We start from the raw sequence: 15,657 nt of genomic DNA, 5'->3' as shown, positions 1-15,657 counted from the left end.
CTCAGTGCCGGGGCACGAAGTTCGGCGTGAGCGCCGGGTTGTCGTAGTAGCGGTGGAAGACCGGGGTGACGCCGCCGGAGATGGGCGGCACGATCCACGACCAGTCGGCGGGGCAGGTGCGCCCGGCCTTCTCCTCGCGCGCCAGGTGGGTCAGGAAGCGGCTCGACTCCGTGTGGTGGTCGGTCATCGTCACCCCCGCCGCCGCGAACGAGTGCAGCACCGCCACGTTCAGCTCCACCAGCGCGTGGTCACGCCAGAGCGAGCGCTCGGTGGAGGTGTCCAGGCCGAGCCGGGCGGCGACCGCCGGGAGCTGGTCGTAGCGGTCGGCGTCGGCCAGGTTGCGCGCCCCGATCTCCGCGCCCATGTACCAGCCGTTGAACGGCGCGCACGGGTAGCAGACGCCGCCGATCTCCAGGCACAGATTGGAGATCGCCGGGACCGCGTGCCAGCGCAGCCCCAGCTCGGCGAACCAGGCGAACTCCGGATGCGTGATCGGCACCTCCAGCACCGCGTCCCCCGGCAGGTTCGCCAGCAGCGGCCTGCCGCCCGTGCCGGGGTCGACGACCAGCGGCAGCACGTCGAACCTGCCTCCGCCGCCCCGCCACCCCAGCTCGCGGGCCAGCGCCGTGAACGCCACGTAGCGCGGGTCCCCGGCGACCGAGCCGTCCGGCCGCCGGTATCCCGCGTAGCGGACAAGCTGCTCGTTCAGCACCCTCGGCGCGGGACGGCCGGGCGCGTCGGGCGGGAACACCGTGATCGTCGGCCTGATCCGGCCGTCGCCGGTGGCCTCGCGCAGGTGCGCCACGCACTCCACGGCCACCCCCTCGGCCCCGGTGACGTGCCGCCGGTCACGCACCCTCAGCGACTTCCAGTAGAGGCGGCCGATGCAACGATTGCTGTTGCGCCAGGCCACCCGGGCGCCGAACCGCAGCTCCTCACCGGTGTGGGTATAGGTGCCCCGGCGGGCGATCTCCCGGGCGACGTCACGTAACCGGGCGTTCAGGCCGCCGCCCGGGTTCTCGGCATGGAAGAGCCTGATGAACCGCTCGGCTTCCCGGGCGTCGGTACGGGGCTCGGTGGGGCGCAGGGACTTGATCCAGGTACGCACGCAGTAACCAGCACATTTCCGTTCACGGAGCGCCCCGCCGATTCCGGGTCGGCGGCGCCTCCTGCCGGCGGCGTCCTCTCCACGCCACCGTCCCGGGCTTGTCCGCGGCAGCCGCCCCGAGGCGGACCCCGGCGCGACGGTCCCATCCTTACCCGCCGATCCCTCCCGTGTCCGGCAAAACACGAAACCGCGTAACCTGCCGACTACACCGGGCTACCTGCACCCCGCGTCACCTGATCCGGTACCAGCAGGTGAACTCCGGCAGGCAAGCGCCGAACCGGGTCTCCCGGTCGGTCCTCGCGGCGGCCCGCACCTGCGCCTCGGTGATCCCCGCGACCCCGCGCAGGTCCGCACCGCGCAGATCGGCGCCGGTCAAAGTAGCTCCGCTCAGGTCGGCGCCTCTCAGGAGGGCTCCGGTCAGGTTCGCGCCGGTCAGGTCGGCCCCGGCGAGGTTCGCCCGGAGGAGGTTCGCGCTGAGGTAGCCGGAGACGAGGCCGAGTTCCGCGCCGCGCAGCCGGGTGCCGCTCAGGTCGATGACCTGGGCGTCGCTCTCGTCCAGGTACTCGCGCCCGTCCCCGTCCCTGAAGACCGTTTCGTTCGGCGTGGGGCGGCGCGCCAGGACGGTCAGCACCGCCTGCACATCGGTCGCGGGCTTGTCGGCCGTGTCCGCGGAGCCCGCCCCGGGCGCGCGGTCGCGGACGAACGCGGCCAGGACGTCGTGGACGCTCTCGGCGTCACGCCCGGAGTCCTCCGCGAGGCGTTCCAGAGCGTAGACGCCGCCCAGGCGCACCTGCAGCGTGGCAGAGCCGAGCTGCTCGACGGCCTTGGTGTAGCGGTCGGTGATCTGGCCCTGCTGCGCCACCTCCACCGTCCGGGCGGTGTAGATCACCCCTTGGGCGGTGAAGACCAGCCCGCCCAGGAGCAGGAGCCCCGTCACGGACTGGATGAGCATGGCCCGGTGGTTGTCGACCAGGTCGATGCGTTCGCGTACGGTCAGCGCCGCCCGTTCCCGCGCCGTGAAGGGACGGCGCTCACCGGCCAGGCGCCGGGCCAGCGGCCCCAGCACTCCCGCCATCGTCAGCGTCGCGGCTACGGCCAGCGGCATGGCGATGATCCACCACGGGACCTCCGTGTCGGGCAGGCTGGCGAGCAGGAGCGCCAGGTAGAGGCAGCCCAGCGTCGCCACGGTCCCGCCCAGCAGCCGAAGCGGCCCCCAGAGCCTCCCCCACCCCCGGCCCCCGGCGCCCCCGCCCGCCCCCGGCAGGTCCACCATCCTGTCCATCGGCGTGTCCGCCGTCGTGCCCGCTGATGTGCCCGGGGGTTCCGGCCGGTGCGCGGCCCGTCTGGCCCGCGCCGCCGTAGCGGCGGCGAGCACCTCTCGCGCGGGCACCCGGCCCGCCGTCCTTCTCGGCATGAACCATTGGACCGGCTCGCCGCCCTGCTGTCGACCCCTGCTCAGCACCTGATCCGGGACGTGGCGGCGGTTTCCCTCCCGCCGCGCCGGCCTCTCACCGGATCGGCGACAGGCGGGAGGTCCCGGGAACGACTCAGGCCCCCTTCCGGTGTCGGAAGGGGGCCTGAGGTGGGCAAGCTCCCGCGATAGGACTCGAACCTATAACCTGCCGGTTAACAGCCGGCTGCTCTGCCGTTGAGCTACGCGGGATCGTGCTTGTGCGCCTGCCGGTGGGGCTTGGCCCCTCCGTCGTGCGCAGGAATAGATTAGCGCACTCCGGGAGTGCGTGTCGCATCGTCATCGGGGTAGGGCGGTGGGAGCGGAGGTGCGAAACATGCGATATCGAATGTCATTCGTCGCCGGTCTGGCGCTGGGCTACGTGCTGGGCAGCCGGGCGGGGCGCGAGCGTTACGAGCAGATCAAGCGCACGGCCCAGCGTGTGGCCGACAGCCCCCGGGTGCAGGAGGCCGCGGGGGTGTTCAACGCGCAGATGTCGAAGGTCGGCGGGATGGCCAAGGAGAAGATCAGCAACCGCCAGATGCCGTTCATGCACAAGCATGACCATGACGGCGATCGGGGCACCGGCTGGCCGGACGAGACGGTCGACCAGACGAAGACCGGAGCCGGACAGACCGGCATGCCCTACTAGCCGCCGCGTGGGCGTGTGGCGGCCGGATCGTCCGGGTCACACGCCCATGCTGCGCCGCAGTCCTTCGAGGGCCTGCTCCGCCTGGGCGCGCAGCCCGGGGTCGCCGGGGTCGAGGCCGTCGTCGAACACGAGTGTCCAGCCCGTCACCTCCCCGCCCGGCCTGCGTCTGGCCACCAGCCGGACGCCGCCCCGGCCGGGCAGGTCGACGTGCTTGTTGACCACGATGGTGGCGTTGACGCGCTCGCGCACGGTCTCGGGCAGCAGCCCGGGCTCGGTGGTGCCCACCCGGTGACGCTCGCCGCCGGTGGTGATCAGGTTGAGGCCGTTCTCGTCCCATGAGGCCCGGTCGACGTCCTCGTACGGGATCCGTCCCCCGCCGGGCAGGTGGAGCGCCAGCGTGGTGGCCACCAGGTAGCCGTCGCCGGACGGCGCGAACGTGAGCACCCGCTCCCCCGGCTCGGTCTCCAGGGACCGGCGGGCGTCGGCGGGCAGGCGGCGGAAGACTTTCATCCTTCCAAGGTATCGGCCAGGGCGTCGGCCAGCAGGTCGAGGGTGAGCGCCGCGCTCCAGGAGAAGTCGCGGCAGCCGCGCCCGCTGCCGTCGAACGGGTCGAAGCACTCGCGGAAGCCGGCCTGGCGGACCAGGCGCAGCGTGCCGTTGGTGAGCTGGCGGCCGAGCGCGTCGAGCGCGTGCACGCCGGCGGCGTGGCGCAGCAGCCAGTTGGTGTTCACCCAGGACGGCCCCCGCCAGTAGCGGGTGCGGTCGAACTGGGCGGCGCGGATCTCGCAGCTCGGCACCGGGTAGCCGGTGGCGCCCATGAAGCGGGCCGATTCGAGGATCTCGACGCAGGCGCGGAGCTGTTCGCCGGGCAGGCCGGGGTCGAGCAGCGGCCCGAACGCGCCGACGGTGCAAACCCGGATCAGCCGGTCGGCCCGCAGGTCGCGGGCGTAGAAGCAGCCGTCCCACAGGCGCTCGAGCAGCGCGTGCCTGATGCGGTCGGCGCGTTCGGCGTGCGGGGCGGGGTCGGCGCCGGCCACCCGCGCGAGCTCGGTCATGGCGTGGCAGGAGGCGAGCCAGATGCCGTTGAACATCGGGTCCTCGATGGCGAACGGGTGCTCGTCGCGCAGGTATTCGGGCCGGTAGCCGCTGTCGCGGTAGCGCAGCGCCAGCCACACGTAGCGGTCGTGGTCGCTGTCGGGGTGCCGCTCGTCCAGGTCGAGGTTGCGGTAGCCGTAGCGGATCTCGGGGAGCGCGGCCAGCGGCTCGTCCCAGGCCGGGCTGTCGTCCATGCCCGACTCCCACGGGTGGACGATCGCGGCCAGGCCGGCGCCGCCCAGGTCGCGCGCCTCGGCGAGGTAGGCGTGCTGGGCGGCGAGCGCCGGGAAGGCCAGCCGGACGAGCGCGGCGTCGCCGGTGTGCCGGTAGAGCCACTGCAGGGCGAGCCCGTGCAGCGGCGGCGCGGTGAGCCCGGAGGTGAGCACGCGGGGCGCGGCCTCGTGGTCGTGGGAGCGCCACACCGCCGGGCCGGGGAAGTACGCCTCGGGCGTGTGGAAGACGATGTGCGGCAGCATGCCCGTCGACCACTGGCCCTGTAACAGGCTGAGGAGCTCGGCGCGGGCCCGTCCGGGGTGGTGGCGGGCCAGGCCGATCACCACGAACGCGGAGTCCCAGCTCCATTGGTGCGGGTAGAGGCCGGGCGCGGGCACGGTGGCGCTGCCCGTCCAGTTCGCCTCGAGCACGGACAGTGCCTCGCGCCCGAGGGCGGCGTCGTCGACCGCCGGCCGCGCCTCCATCAACCCACTATGCGCCGGAAGGCCCGCCGAAGCTACGCCCGGCTGAACCACTTCGAGGCGAGCATCACGCCGACGGCCACACCGCCGATGATGAGAACCCACTTGAGCACCCCGAACGCGAAGCCGAGCAGGGGGCCGACGAGGAAGAGTGCGGCGATGACCGCCAGAATGACCAGAAGAATTCGTCCCATGTCCATGACGGTACGAGATCATTTAAGCGAATTGCAGGCGTCAGGGGGTTCAATCAGGGACAAGTCAGGGACCACCCTTACTTCTGGAACCAACCGGTCAGAGCCCCCCGTTGTGCCGGTAGACGGCGGGGACCTGCTGCCACGGGAGCGTGATGAGCCTGGGACCACCGATGAGCAGGGAAGGCGCCGAGCACGCGCTGCGAACCCGGGCCGCCGAACGCGACCGCATCTCGGGTGACCTGCTCGACCTGGAGTCGCACACCACCTACCAGCTCCTCAAGGGAGCCTCCTTACGCGGCGCCACGCAGGCGCGCTGGTCGGCGGCCCTGGACGCGCTGGGCACGCTGTGGTCGCTGAACGACGCCTACCGGGCCGTGCTGCGGACCGCCGAACAGGTCCGGGCCGAGCGCTCCCGGCTGGGCGGCGACCAGCTCGAACGGCTGACGGAGCTGCTGTCGGGGCCGTCGGTGGTGCTGAAGGCCCCGGCCAGGCCCGTCGAGCAGCGCTCGCTGTTACCCCAGGCGGACGAGCGGCTGACGCTGGACGAGACCGTCATGCGGATGGACGCCGCGTTCCGGACCGCCACGGACGCGCTGACCGAGATCGACTCGGCGTGGACCGCGCTGCTGCCCCGACTGGACGAGGCCGACCGCACGCTGCGCGACGTGCGCGAGCTGCACGGCCGCCTGGGCGAACCCGCCGACCTGACCTCCGCCGAGTCCGGCCTCTCCCGGCTGCGCGCCGCCGTGCTGGCGGACCCGCTGGACGCCGGGCCGGTCAAGCGGGAGCTGGACCCCCTCCTCCGCCGGCTGGCCGAGACCCGCGCCGGCCTGGAGCGGGCGGTGGCCGTCAAGGACGAGTACGCGACGCGCCGGGAGAACCTCGTGGCCGCCCTGGACGACGTACGCGCCGCCGAGAGCGAGGCCCGGCTGGCGCACGGCCGGGTGGTGGTGAAGATCGCGCTGCCGCCGCAGGCGCAGCCGCGCACCCGGGTGCCGGAGCTGGTGGCCGAGCTGAACGCGCTGGACGTGTCGGCGGGCGCCTGGGTGGAGCGGGCCGAGCGGCTGACCGGGCTGGAGGAGCGCGTCCGGCAGGCCGCCGCGCAGGCCAGGGCCACGGCGGCGGCGCTGGCCGGGCTGATCGGCCGGCGGGACGAGCTGCGCGGGCTGCTCGGCGCCAGCCAGGCGAAGGCGGCGCGGCAGGGCACGGTGGAGGACCCCGAGGCCATGCGGCTGTACGAACGGGCGCGGCTGCTGCTGTGGACCGCGCCCTGTGACCTGACCGAGGCGGCCCAGGCCGTCGAGCTGTACAAGCGTGCGATCCACGGAGGTGGCCGATGACGTCCTGCGCTCAGCCCGGGTGCACGGGCACGATCGACGACGGGTACTGCGACCTGTGCGGTCACCCGGCGGCGGTCGCCACGGCGGCGGGGCCTGTCGTGTTCCCGGCGTCGCCCGCCACGGGCTCCGCCGCGCCGGCCGCCCTGTCCCAGCCCCTGACCGGCCCGCCGGGAGCCGTCAGCAGCCCCATGAGCGGGCCGATGAGCGGCCCGATGAGCGGCGCCGTGACCTCGCCGGCGAGCAGCGGAAGGTCGCGGGCGGGCGTGGTGGCCGGGATCGCCGACCTGCCCTCGGCGCCCTACCGCGACCCGGCCAGCGCCGTCATGGCCGACCCGATGGTGCCCGAGAAGAACCGCTTCTGCGCCAACCCCGACTGCGGCCAGCCCGTCGGCCGCACGCGCGACGGCAGGCCGGGCGTGGCCGACGGCTTCTGCCCCAACTGCGGCACCCGGTTCTCCTTCACCCCCAAGCTGGCCAAGGGCGACCTGGTGGCGGGGCAGTACCGGGTGCTGGGCTGCCTGGCGCACGGCGGGCTCGGCTGGATCTACCTGGCCGCCGACGAGAACCTGGACGGCCTGTGGGTGGTGCTCAAGGGCCTGCTCAACACCGCCGACGCCGAGGCGCTGGAGTCGGCCGAGGCCGAGAAGAAGTTCCTCACGATGGTCGACCACCCGAACATCGTCAACGTCTTCAACTTCCAGCGCTCCGGCGGCCTCGGCTACATCATCATGGAGTACGTCGGCGGCCAGTCGCTGCTGGACCTGCGCCGGCAGGGGTCGCTGCCGCTGCGCGAGACGCTGATCTACGGCCGGGAGATCCTGCGCGCGTTCGCCTACCTGCACGAGCAGGGCCTGGTCTACTGCGACCTCAAGCCGGCCAACGTGATCCGCGTCGGCAAGCGGCTCAAGCTCATCGACCTCGGCGCCGTACAGCGGCTGGGGTCGCCGGCGGGCACCTCGTGGGTGACGGTCGGCTACCACGCGCCCGAGCTGGGGACGCAGCCGTCGTCGGTCTCCTCCGACCTCTACACGGTGGCCCGGACGCTGGCGGTGCTGGCCGTGCCCGGGTTCAGCCCGGCCAAGAACGGCGTGGCGATGCCGCTGCCCGACGACTGCGGGCACGAGTCGTTCACCAGGCTGCTGCGCCGGGCCACGGCGCCGGACCCGGCGGACCGGTTCCAGAGCGCCGAGGAGATGGAGGAGCAGCTCGTCGGCGTGCTGCGGGAGATCAGCGCCGTCGAAGAGGGCGTGCCGTACCCGGCTTCGTCCACGCTGTTCGGGCCGGAGCGGCAGGCGGTGGGGGCGGGCCCGGCGGAGTCCGGCGGGCGGGTGTTCGACCCGCTGGACCCGGAGGAGGTCGCGGCGGCGCTGCCGGTGCCGCTGCTGGACCCGGCCGACCCGGCGGCGGGCGCGCTCGCGGGCCTGGCCGGGCGGCTGCCGGACGAGCTGCTGGCCCAGGTGTCGGCGATGGCGCCGACGCCCGAGACGCGGCTCACGCTGGCCAGGCTGCACGCCGAGAGCGGCTCGCCGCAGGCGTTCGCCGTGCTGGACGAGCTGGCCGGCGACCTGCCCGGCGACTGGCGCGTCACCTGGTACCGGGCGGTGGCGGGGCTCAGCACCGGCGACCTGCCGAGAGCGGTGGCGATGTTCGACGCGTGCGTGTCGCTGATGCCCGGCGAGATCGCGCCCCGGCTGGGGCTGGCCTACGCGCTGGAGCTGTCCGGCCGCCCCGAGGCGACCCGCTGGTACGAGAGCGTGTGGCGCACCGACCACTCCTATGTCGGCGCCGCGTTCGGGCTGGCCAGGACGGCGCGGGTGGACGTGCTCGACGAGGTGCCCGCCACCTCCAGCCACCACGTGCCGGCCCAGCTCGCGCTGGTCGCCGCCGCCGCCAGGACCGCCTCGTCCGGCCCGGACGAGGCGCGTGCCCTGGCCGGCGCCGCCGCCCGCCTGGACCGGCTGCCCGGCCTGGATCCACGCCGCCGCGACCTCCTGGCGGCCGAGGTCCTGCGCGCCGCCCTGACGTGGCTCGGCACCGGCACGCCCGACCCCGCCCTGCGACTGGCGGGCGCGCCCCTCACCGAACGGGACGTCCGGCGGCGGCTGGAGGCGATCTACCGCGGCCTGGCCGGCGGGGCCGCCTCCCGCCAGGAACGGCACGCCCTCGTGGACCTGGCCAACGCCGTACGCCCCCGGACGTGGGTATGAGCTGCCCGCTCTGCGAGGCGCCCGTGGTCGCCGGCGACGCGTTCTGCGAGACCTGCGGCCACCCGCTGACCTCCCCCGCCTGTACGTCCTGCGGCGCGGCGGCCGTGGACGCCGAGGGCTACTGCGAGCGCTGCGGCCTGCGCCAGCCCAGCGGGCGCGACCACGCCGAGCTCGAACTGCCCGGCGGCACCGCCGGGATCACCGACCGCGGCCTGCGCCGCTCCCGCAACGAGGACGCCTTCGCCCTGGCCGTCATGAGCGGGCCGGTCCCCGTACCGGACTCGGCGCGGACCGTCCCGGTGCCGGCGGAGCCGCACGACGGCGGAACGCCCGCGGTGGTCGCGGTCGTCTGCGACGGCGTCGGCAGCTCGCCGCGGGCCGACGAGGCGTCGGCCGCCGCCTGCGAGGCCGCCGCCGACGCCCTGACCAGGGGGCTGACCCACGAGGAGGCGTTCGCGCTGGCCGGCCGGGCGGTCGGCCAGCTCGCCACCTCCCCCGACGACGCCCCCGCCTGCACGTACGTGGCGGCGGTCGCCAGGCCCGACCGGGTGAGCATCTGCTGGGCGGGCGACTCGCGCGCCTACTGGCTGCCCGACGGCGTCATGCTGACCGAGGACGACGTCGCCCGCGGCGGCGAGATCACCGCCTGGCTCGGCGCCGACTACCCCGACGTGACGCCCAGGACCCGCGTCTTCACCCCGCCCGGCCCCGGCCTGCTGCTCGTGTGCAGCGACGGCCTGTGGCGCTACCTGAACGGCTACGACTTCCCCGCCGCCGGGACCCCGCTGGCCAGGGCCCGCCGGATGCTGCGCCACGCGCTCGACTCCGGCGGCCAGGACAACGTGACCATCTGCCTGATCCCCCTAGGAGGCACGCATGGGTGACCAGCCCACTTTCACGCTCCATGTCGACCAGAACAAGTACCTGCCGACCGACGGCCGCGAGGTGCACGCGGTGCTCACCGTGACGTCGTCGGGCGGCGCCCCGGCGGACGTGTCGGCCACCGAGGCCGCCGAAGTGATCATTGTGGACACGTCGGGCTCGATGAGCGGCAGCAAGATCCGTGACGCCAGGCAGGCCGCCGCCACCGCCGTGGAGACGTTGCGCGAGGGCGCGTACTTCGCGGTGATCTCGGGCACCGGCACCGCCAAGGTCGTGTACCCGGGCGGCGGCCGGCTCGTCCAGGCCGACCAGGCCACCCGGGCGGAGGCGATCCGGGCGATCGGCAAGCTGAGCGCCAGCGGCGGCACCGCGATCGGCGAATGGCTCAAGCTGGCCGGGAACCTGCTGTCGGCCCACCCGAACGCGGTGCGGCACGCCATCCTGATGACCGACGGCCAGAACAACGAGCGCGACTCGGTGTTCGAGTCGGTGCTGAAGGCGTGGAGCGGCAGGTTCACCTGCGACTGCCTGGGCATCGGCACCGACTGGAAGACCGGCGAGCTGCGCAAGGTCGCCGAGGCGCTGCTCGGCACCGTGGAGTTCGTCAGGAACCAGCACGAGCTGGAGGACTTCTTCCGCCGCATCATCCAGACCTCGATGAGCAAGACGGTGCCCGACCTGGCGTTGCGCCTGTGGGCGCCGCAGGGGGCCCGGCTCGTCTTCGTCAAGCAGGTCGTCCCCGAGCTGTTCGACCTGACGGCCAAGCGGGTCGACGTCAATCCGCTGACCGGCGACTACCCGATCGGGGCGTGGGGCGCCGAGGAGCGCGAGTACCACGTCTGCATCGAGGTGCCGCCTGGACAGCCGGGCCAGGAGATCCGGGCCGGCTGGGTGAAGCTGGTGCGCCCCGACACCCAGGAGGAGTACGCCCGGGGCAACGTGCTCGCCCAGTGGACCGACGACCTGGCGCTGTCGACGCGGATCAACAACCGGGTCGCCCACTACACCGGCCAGGCGGAGCTCAACGACCTCATCCAGGACGGGCTCAGCGCCCGCGCCGCGGGCGACGTCGACGGGGCCACGGCCCGGCTGGGCCGGGCGATGAAGCTCGCCACCGAGTCCGGCCGCGAGGACACCGCCCGCCTGCTCAACAGGCTGGTCGAGGTCGACCCCGGCAGCGGTACGGCCAGGCTGCGCCGGAACGTGGACAAGGCGGACGAGATCGAGCTCGACACCGTGTCGGTCCGCACCAGCAGGCTGCGCAAGAGCGAGGAGGGCAGCTGATGGTGACCTGCCCGCAGGGCCACCGGTCGGACAGCGACGACTACTGCGACACCTGCGGCCTGCAGATCCAGGCCGCGGGCACCACCCCCGCCGCCGGCCGGCGCCCGTCCGAGGCCGCCTCCCCGTCCGCCTCCCCCGCCGCTTCTTCCGGTGGTGCCGGTGGGGCCGTGCCCGCCGAGCCCTGCCCGGTCTGCCAGACGCCGCGCGCCGGGCAGTTCTGCGAGCTGTGCGGCCACTCCTTCGCCGGCGGCGCCGCCCCCGCGCGCGGGCCGGTGACCGGCGGCGGGACCCGCTGGGAGGCCGTCACGGCGGCCGACCGGGCCTACTACGAGCAGGTGATCGCCCAGGGCGGCCCGGACGCCGGTTCCATCGCGTTCCCGCCGTACTGCCCGGAACGGTCCTTCCGGATGGCCGGTGAGCAGGTGCGCATCGGCCGCGAGAGCAAGGCCCGCGGCATCCGGCCGGAGATCGACCTGACCGGCCCGCCGTCCGACCCGGGCGTGTCGCACCTGCACGCGGTGCTGCTCGCCCAGCCGGACGGCTCCTGGACGCTCGTCGACCCCGGCTCCGCCAACGGCACCTACGTCAACGGCAAGCCCGTCACCGTGAACGTGCCCGTACCCGTGGGCCTGGGCGACCGCATCCACCTCGGCGCGTGGACGGTCATCACGATCAGGGAGGGCACGCCTTGACGATGACGCCCACCGCGCCCCCCGCCCCGCCCGCGCCGCCGCCGGTCGCGCCCGCCACGCCCGCCCGGCAGGCCGCGCCCGCGCCCGCGCGGCGCGGCGTGCCCGGCCGGATCAGGCTCCTGACCGGCGTCGCGGCCGCGGCGCTGGCGCTGCTGTTCGCCGCGATCGCGGCCGGCGGCGCGACCGCCGGCGAGGGCCTGCGGGTGATCGGCCGCGACGCCGGTCCCCAGGTCGTCGCCACCGCCGGGCTCTACTTCGGGCTGAGCGACATGGACGCGCAGATCGCCGACGTGCTCGTGATGGGCAGCGGCGACGACGCCCGCCGCCAGGCCGCCATCAAGCGGTACGAGCAGCAGCGCACGATGGCGAACCAGGCGCTGCTGAAGGCGTTCGAGCTGGCCGGGGACGACCCCGCCGAACGGCGCACGATCGAGTCGGTGCTCGACGGGCTGGCCCGCTACGAGCGGCTGGCCGCGCGGGCGCTGCTGCTCGACGAGCAGTCCGGGCACGCCGCCGGCCCGCCGCCCGCCGGGGTGGTGGCCGTCTACCGGGAGGCCACGGACCTGATGCGCCAGGTGCTGCTCCCGCAGGCGTACAACCTGACGCTGGAGAGCGGCACGATCGTGCGGCGCACCTACGACGAGACGGCGGTGACGCTGCCGCTCCTGCGGGTGGCGGTGGTGGCGGCCGGGCTGCTGGCCATCGGCTGCCTGGCGTGGCTCCAGGTCTTCCTGGCGCGGCGGTTCCGCCGGATCCTCGGCCCGGCGCTGCTGGCCGCCACCGTGGTGACGCTGGCGGCGACGGTGGCCGGGGCGTCGGCGCTCCAGCAGGACGCCGACCACCTGCGCACGGCCAAGGAGGAGGGCTTCGACTCGATCGTCACGCTCGCCAAGGCCCGCGCGATCGGCAACAGCATGCAGGGCGACCAGAGCCGGTTCCTGCTCGACGAGGAGCGGGCCGACACCTACGAGCACACCTACCTGGACAAGGCGCAGCGGCTGCTCTATCTCGAAGCGGGCAACCTGGGCGGCTACCACGCGGCCGTCGCCGGGCGCGACGAGGACTACCGGGGCATGCTGGGCCGCCAGCTCGGCGGCGACCGGGGCCGGGACGCGCTCGACGCCTGGGCCAGGTTCCAGCGGGCCGACGCGACCCTGCGCGCGATGGCGAGCAAAGACCGGCCGGGCGCGGCCGTCGCCTCCCGCCTCGGCTCGGTGCGCGACGCGTTCGACGCCTACGACAAGGAGCTGGTGACGCTCGCGGCCCGGCACCAGGCGGTCTTCGAGCGGGCGGTCGGCGCGGGCCAGTCCGCGCTGGACAACCTGTGGCGGCTGCTCCCGTTCGCGATCGGCGGCATCGGCGTGCTGCTCGTCGCCGGGGTGTGGCCACGTCTGAAGGAGTACCGATGAAGCGGCTGCTGCCCGCGGTGCTGGCCGTGATCGCGACGCTCGCCGCCTCGTGCGGCCTGGCCGGTGACGGCGCGGAGAGCGTCCTGGACAAGGACCGGCTGGTCATCGGCGTGCGCCCCGACCTGCCGCTGGTGGGCTTCCGCAAGGCCGACGGCTCGTTCGAGGGGTTCGACGTCGAGGTGGCCCGCTACATCGCCGGGAAGCTCGGCAAGGAGGCCGAGCTCATCGGCGTGCTGGCCGACGACCGGGACGACGTGCTGGTCGACGGCAAGGCCGACCTGGTCGTGGCCACGTTCACGATCAGCCAGGACCGCAAGGACACCGTGCTGTTCGCGGGCCCGTACCACATCTCCTACCAGGACATCCTGGTGCGGCCGGACGAGAACGGCATCCGCAACGTGCGCGACCTGCGGGGCCGGCGCATCTGCGAGGTGACGGGCTCCAACGCGGCGCGGCGCGTGGTGGAGGAGCGCAACGTGGCGGCACGGGTGCTGCCGTTCAAGGACTACGCGGCCTGCATGACGGCGCTGAAGGGCCGCCAGGTCGACGCCATCACCACCAACGACGTCATCCTCGCGGGCCTGGCCAAGCAGGGCGGCGGCGGGCTGCGCCTGGTCGGCACCCAGTTCAACGAGCAGCGCACCGGGGTCGGGCTGCGCAAGGGCGACGTGGCCGGGTGCGAGGAGGTCAACCGGGCGATCATCGACATGTACCAGGACGGGACCGCCGCGCGGCTGCTGGAGAAGTGGTTCGGGGGCACCGGGCTGGTCGTCGACCGGGTCGCCGTGCCGCAGTTCGAGGGGTGCTCGTAGAACGTTGGTGCTCCAGCCGGGCGTCTCCGCGAGATCGGTCACCGCGAGTGGGCAATCTGTAGCGGAGAGTCGTCCCCGGAAAGGAACACCGCTTCATGCACCTGTTCACCCGAACCTCCCTCACCGCCGCCGCGCTCGTCTGCGGCTCCCTGGCCCCGGCCGTCCTCGCGGCCGCGCCGGCCCTGGCCGCGCCCGCGGGCAACGCGCCCGAGTGCGTGGCCGTCTGGGAGACCACCGGCCGCGTCACCAAGACCGGCTACGCGCGCAACGACTGCGACAGGCGGCTGCGCCTGAAGATCGTCTGGGCGCGTGGCACCGACGGCTCCTGCTACACCGTCGACCCCGGCCAGACGATCTCGTCCCAGGTGCCGCGCGGCATCCGGACCTTCGACGGCGCCAACAGCTGCTGACATGCCTCGGGCCGGCGCCCCGCGGGGCGCCGGCCCGAGCGGCCTCACCTGTCAGTCGAGGTAGTCGCGCAGCATCTGCGCCCTGGTCGGGTGGCGGAGCTTGGCGAGGGTCTTCGACTCGATCTGCCGGATGCGCTCCCGCGTGACGCCGAACTCCCTGCCCACCTCCTCCAGCGTGCGGGGATGCCCGTCGGCCAGGCCGAAGCGGAGCTGGATGATGCGCTGCTCGCGGTCGGACAGCGTCGCCAGGATGTCGTCGAGCTGGTCCTGCAGCATGATGAAGGCCGCGGCCTCCATCGGCACCACCGCGTCGGCGTCCTCGATGAAGTCGCCGAGGTCGGAGTCCTCCTCACCGATGGGAGACTGCAGCGACACCGGCTCCTGGGCGATCCGCTGGATCTCCACGACCCGGTCGACCGGCAGGTCCATCTCCGCGGCGATCTCCTCGGGCACCGGCTCGCGGCCGAGGTCCTGGTGGAGCTGGCGCTGCACCCTGACGAGCTTGTTGATGGTCTCCACCATGTGCACGGGAATGCGGATGGTCCGCGCCTGGTCGGCGATCGCCCGGGTGATCGCCTGGCGGATCCACCAGGTGGCGTAGGTGGAGAACTTGTAGCCCTTGGTGTAGTCGAACTTCTCCACGGCGCGGATCAGGCCGAGATTGCCCTCCTGGATGAGGTCCAGGAAGAGCATGCCGCGCCCGACATACCTTTTCGCTATCGACACCACGAGCCGCAGGTTCGCCTCGATGAGGCGCTGCTTGGCCCGGGTGCCCTGCCAGACGAGCTCCCTGAATTCCGGGAAGGCCAGACGCGAGACCCCGTTGCCGAGCTTGTCCTCGGCGAACAGGCCGGCTTCGATCGACTTGGCGAGCTCCACCTCCTCTTCGGCCGTCAGCAGGGGCACGCGGCCGATCTCCCGCAGGTAGATGCGGACCAGATCGCTGGTCGGCGCGCGCTTGCCTACGTCTTCCTCATCGGCGCGGGTGGTCTCCTCGTCGCCCTGGGGCTCGAGGACCTCCACACCGTTCTCGGCGAGCATCCGCACGACGCGTTCCAGCGCGTCGGACGGGAGCTCGGATCGGTCGAGCGCGGCTGCGACGTCATCGACGGTTACGCTTCCGCGCTCCCTTCCCTTCGCGACGAGGTCCGCCACCTGGTCTACGGATGGCGGTCCACTTGACAGCACCGATGCACCCACGGGAGACAGTCTGCAGTATTGGTTCCATAAAATGGCAGACCCATTTTTGGCACTGAAGGTAAGGCCGTCACCCTTACGGAATTGAGATCCCTTCAATGTTTAGCCGGAGTTTGATCAGGAAAGTAAAGTCAATTACGCGTTACGGATTGCGTGCCCGGTGTCCCCCCAGGCCGGGCACCGTGGTCTGCCTGCCCGGACGCCTCCGGGCGATTCCCACTCAACCACCC

15 protein-coding genes and 1 tRNA gene are annotated in these 15,657 nt (G+C 73.3%); 9 read left to right on the top strand and 7 right to left on the bottom strand.

Annotated features, from left to right (window positions below; translation table 11 throughout):
- Window position 1: 1 nt before the first annotated feature.
- From ACWDXC_RS17040 to ACWDXC_RS17030, 3 genes are all read right to left on the bottom strand, one after another.
- Entirely contained in the window at window positions 2-1,108 is a 1,107-nt protein-coding gene (locus tag ACWDXC_RS17040; protein ID WP_449982555.1) for a nitric oxide synthase oxygenase, read from the bottom strand.
- Between the two features lie 229 nt (window positions 1,109-1,337).
- On the bottom strand, window positions 1,338-2,522 hold the full coding sequence (locus ACWDXC_RS17035) for a pentapeptide repeat-containing protein (protein WP_449982552.1): 1,185 nt from the start codon (window positions 2,520-2,522) through the stop codon (window positions 1,338-1,340).
- Window positions 2,523-2,699: 177 nt separating this feature from the next.
- A tRNA-Asn gene (locus ACWDXC_RS17030) sits at window positions 2,700-2,771 on the bottom strand.
- Window positions 2,772-2,895: 124 nt separating this feature from the next.
- Here ACWDXC_RS17030 and ACWDXC_RS17025 point away from each other — a divergent pair.
- Window positions 2,896-3,210, top strand: coding sequence for a YtxH domain-containing protein (locus ACWDXC_RS17025; protein WP_219518294.1), 315 nt, complete (start codon window positions 2,896-2,898; stop codon window positions 3,208-3,210).
- Between the two features lie 36 nt (window positions 3,211-3,246).
- On the opposite strand, the gene ACWDXC_RS17020 is transcribed toward ACWDXC_RS17025, so the two are convergent.
- From ACWDXC_RS17020 to ACWDXC_RS17010, 3 genes are read right to left on the bottom strand one after another with little or no spacing between them, the layout of a single operon-like run.
- A complete protein-coding gene (locus ACWDXC_RS17020) occupies window positions 3,247-3,720 on the bottom strand; it encodes a hypothetical protein (protein ID WP_449982550.1) in 474 nt (157 codons plus the stop codon).
- The gene (locus ACWDXC_RS17015; RefSeq protein WP_449982547.1) at window positions 3,717-5,003 is read right to left on the bottom strand and encodes an amylo-alpha-1,6-glucosidase; all 1,287 of its coding nucleotides are present in this window, start codon (window positions 5,001-5,003) and stop codon (window positions 3,717-3,719) included. Before ACWDXC_RS17015 ends, ACWDXC_RS17020 begins: the two co-directional genes overlap by 4 nt.
- Before the next feature lie 32 nt (window positions 5,004-5,035).
- On the bottom strand, window positions 5,036-5,194 hold the full coding sequence (locus tag ACWDXC_RS17010; RefSeq protein WP_449982545.1) for a hypothetical protein: 159 nt from the start codon (window positions 5,192-5,194) through the stop codon (window positions 5,036-5,038).
- A gap of 170 nt (window positions 5,195-5,364) precedes the next feature.
- On the opposite strand from ACWDXC_RS17010, the gene ACWDXC_RS17005 reads away from it, so the two are divergent.
- The 8 genes from ACWDXC_RS17005 to ACWDXC_RS16970 all read left to right on the top strand — a co-directional run bounded on the left by ACWDXC_RS17005 (window position 5,365) and on the right by ACWDXC_RS16970 (window position 14,230).
- Window positions 5,365-6,534, top strand: coding sequence for a hypothetical protein (locus tag ACWDXC_RS17005; RefSeq protein ID WP_449982543.1), 1,170 nt, complete (start codon window positions 5,365-5,367; stop codon window positions 6,532-6,534).
- Window positions 6,531-8,741 carry a tetratricopeptide repeat protein gene (locus ACWDXC_RS17000; protein WP_449982541.1) on the top strand — a complete coding sequence of 737 codons (2,211 nt, stop codon included), beginning with the start codon at window positions 6,531-6,533 and terminating at the stop codon, window positions 8,739-8,741. Before ACWDXC_RS17005 ends, ACWDXC_RS17000 begins: the two co-directional genes overlap by 4 nt.
- Window positions 8,738-9,625, top strand: coding sequence for a PP2C family serine/threonine-protein phosphatase (locus ACWDXC_RS16995; RefSeq protein WP_449982538.1), 888 nt, complete (start codon window positions 8,738-8,740; stop codon window positions 9,623-9,625). The genes ACWDXC_RS17000 and ACWDXC_RS16995 overlap by 4 nt, the downstream gene beginning before the upstream one ends.
- Complete coding sequence (locus ACWDXC_RS16990; protein ID WP_449982536.1) at window positions 9,618-10,907, top strand: vWA domain-containing protein; 1,290 nt, start codon at window positions 9,618-9,620, stop codon at window positions 10,905-10,907. The genes ACWDXC_RS16995 and ACWDXC_RS16990 overlap by 8 nt, the downstream gene beginning before the upstream one ends.
- Entirely contained in the window at window positions 10,907-11,599 is a 693-nt protein-coding gene (locus tag ACWDXC_RS16985; RefSeq protein ID WP_449982534.1) for an FHA domain-containing protein, read from the top strand. Before ACWDXC_RS16990 ends, ACWDXC_RS16985 begins: the two co-directional genes overlap by 1 nt.
- Window positions 11,600-11,601: 2 nt before the next feature.
- Entirely contained in the window at window positions 11,602-13,008 is a 1,407-nt protein-coding gene (locus ACWDXC_RS16980; protein WP_449983442.1) for a hypothetical protein, read from the top strand.
- Window positions 13,005-13,820 (top strand): transporter substrate-binding domain-containing protein, encoded by an 816-nt coding sequence (locus tag ACWDXC_RS16975; RefSeq protein ID WP_449982531.1) that lies wholly within the window; start codon window positions 13,005-13,007, stop codon window positions 13,818-13,820. Before ACWDXC_RS16980 ends, ACWDXC_RS16975 begins: the two co-directional genes overlap by 4 nt.
- Before the next feature lie 95 nt (window positions 13,821-13,915).
- Entirely contained in the window at window positions 13,916-14,230 is a 315-nt protein-coding gene (locus tag ACWDXC_RS16970; protein WP_219509550.1) for a hypothetical protein, read from the top strand.
- A 51-nt stretch (window positions 14,231-14,281) separates the two neighbouring features.
- On the opposite strand, the gene rpoD is transcribed toward ACWDXC_RS16970, so the two are convergent.
- Window positions 14,282-15,385 (bottom strand): RNA polymerase sigma factor RpoD, encoded by a 1,104-nt coding sequence (rpoD, locus tag ACWDXC_RS16965; RefSeq protein ID WP_364175026.1) that lies wholly within the window; start codon window positions 15,383-15,385, stop codon window positions 14,282-14,284.
- Window positions 15,386-15,657: the final 272 nt, after the last annotated feature.

The sequence above is a fragment of the Nonomuraea sp. NPDC003214 genome (genome assembly GCF_053590035.1).
The sequence above is the reverse complement of the archived record's forward strand: the minus strand, read 5'-3'. Positions and strand labels throughout refer to the sequence as shown.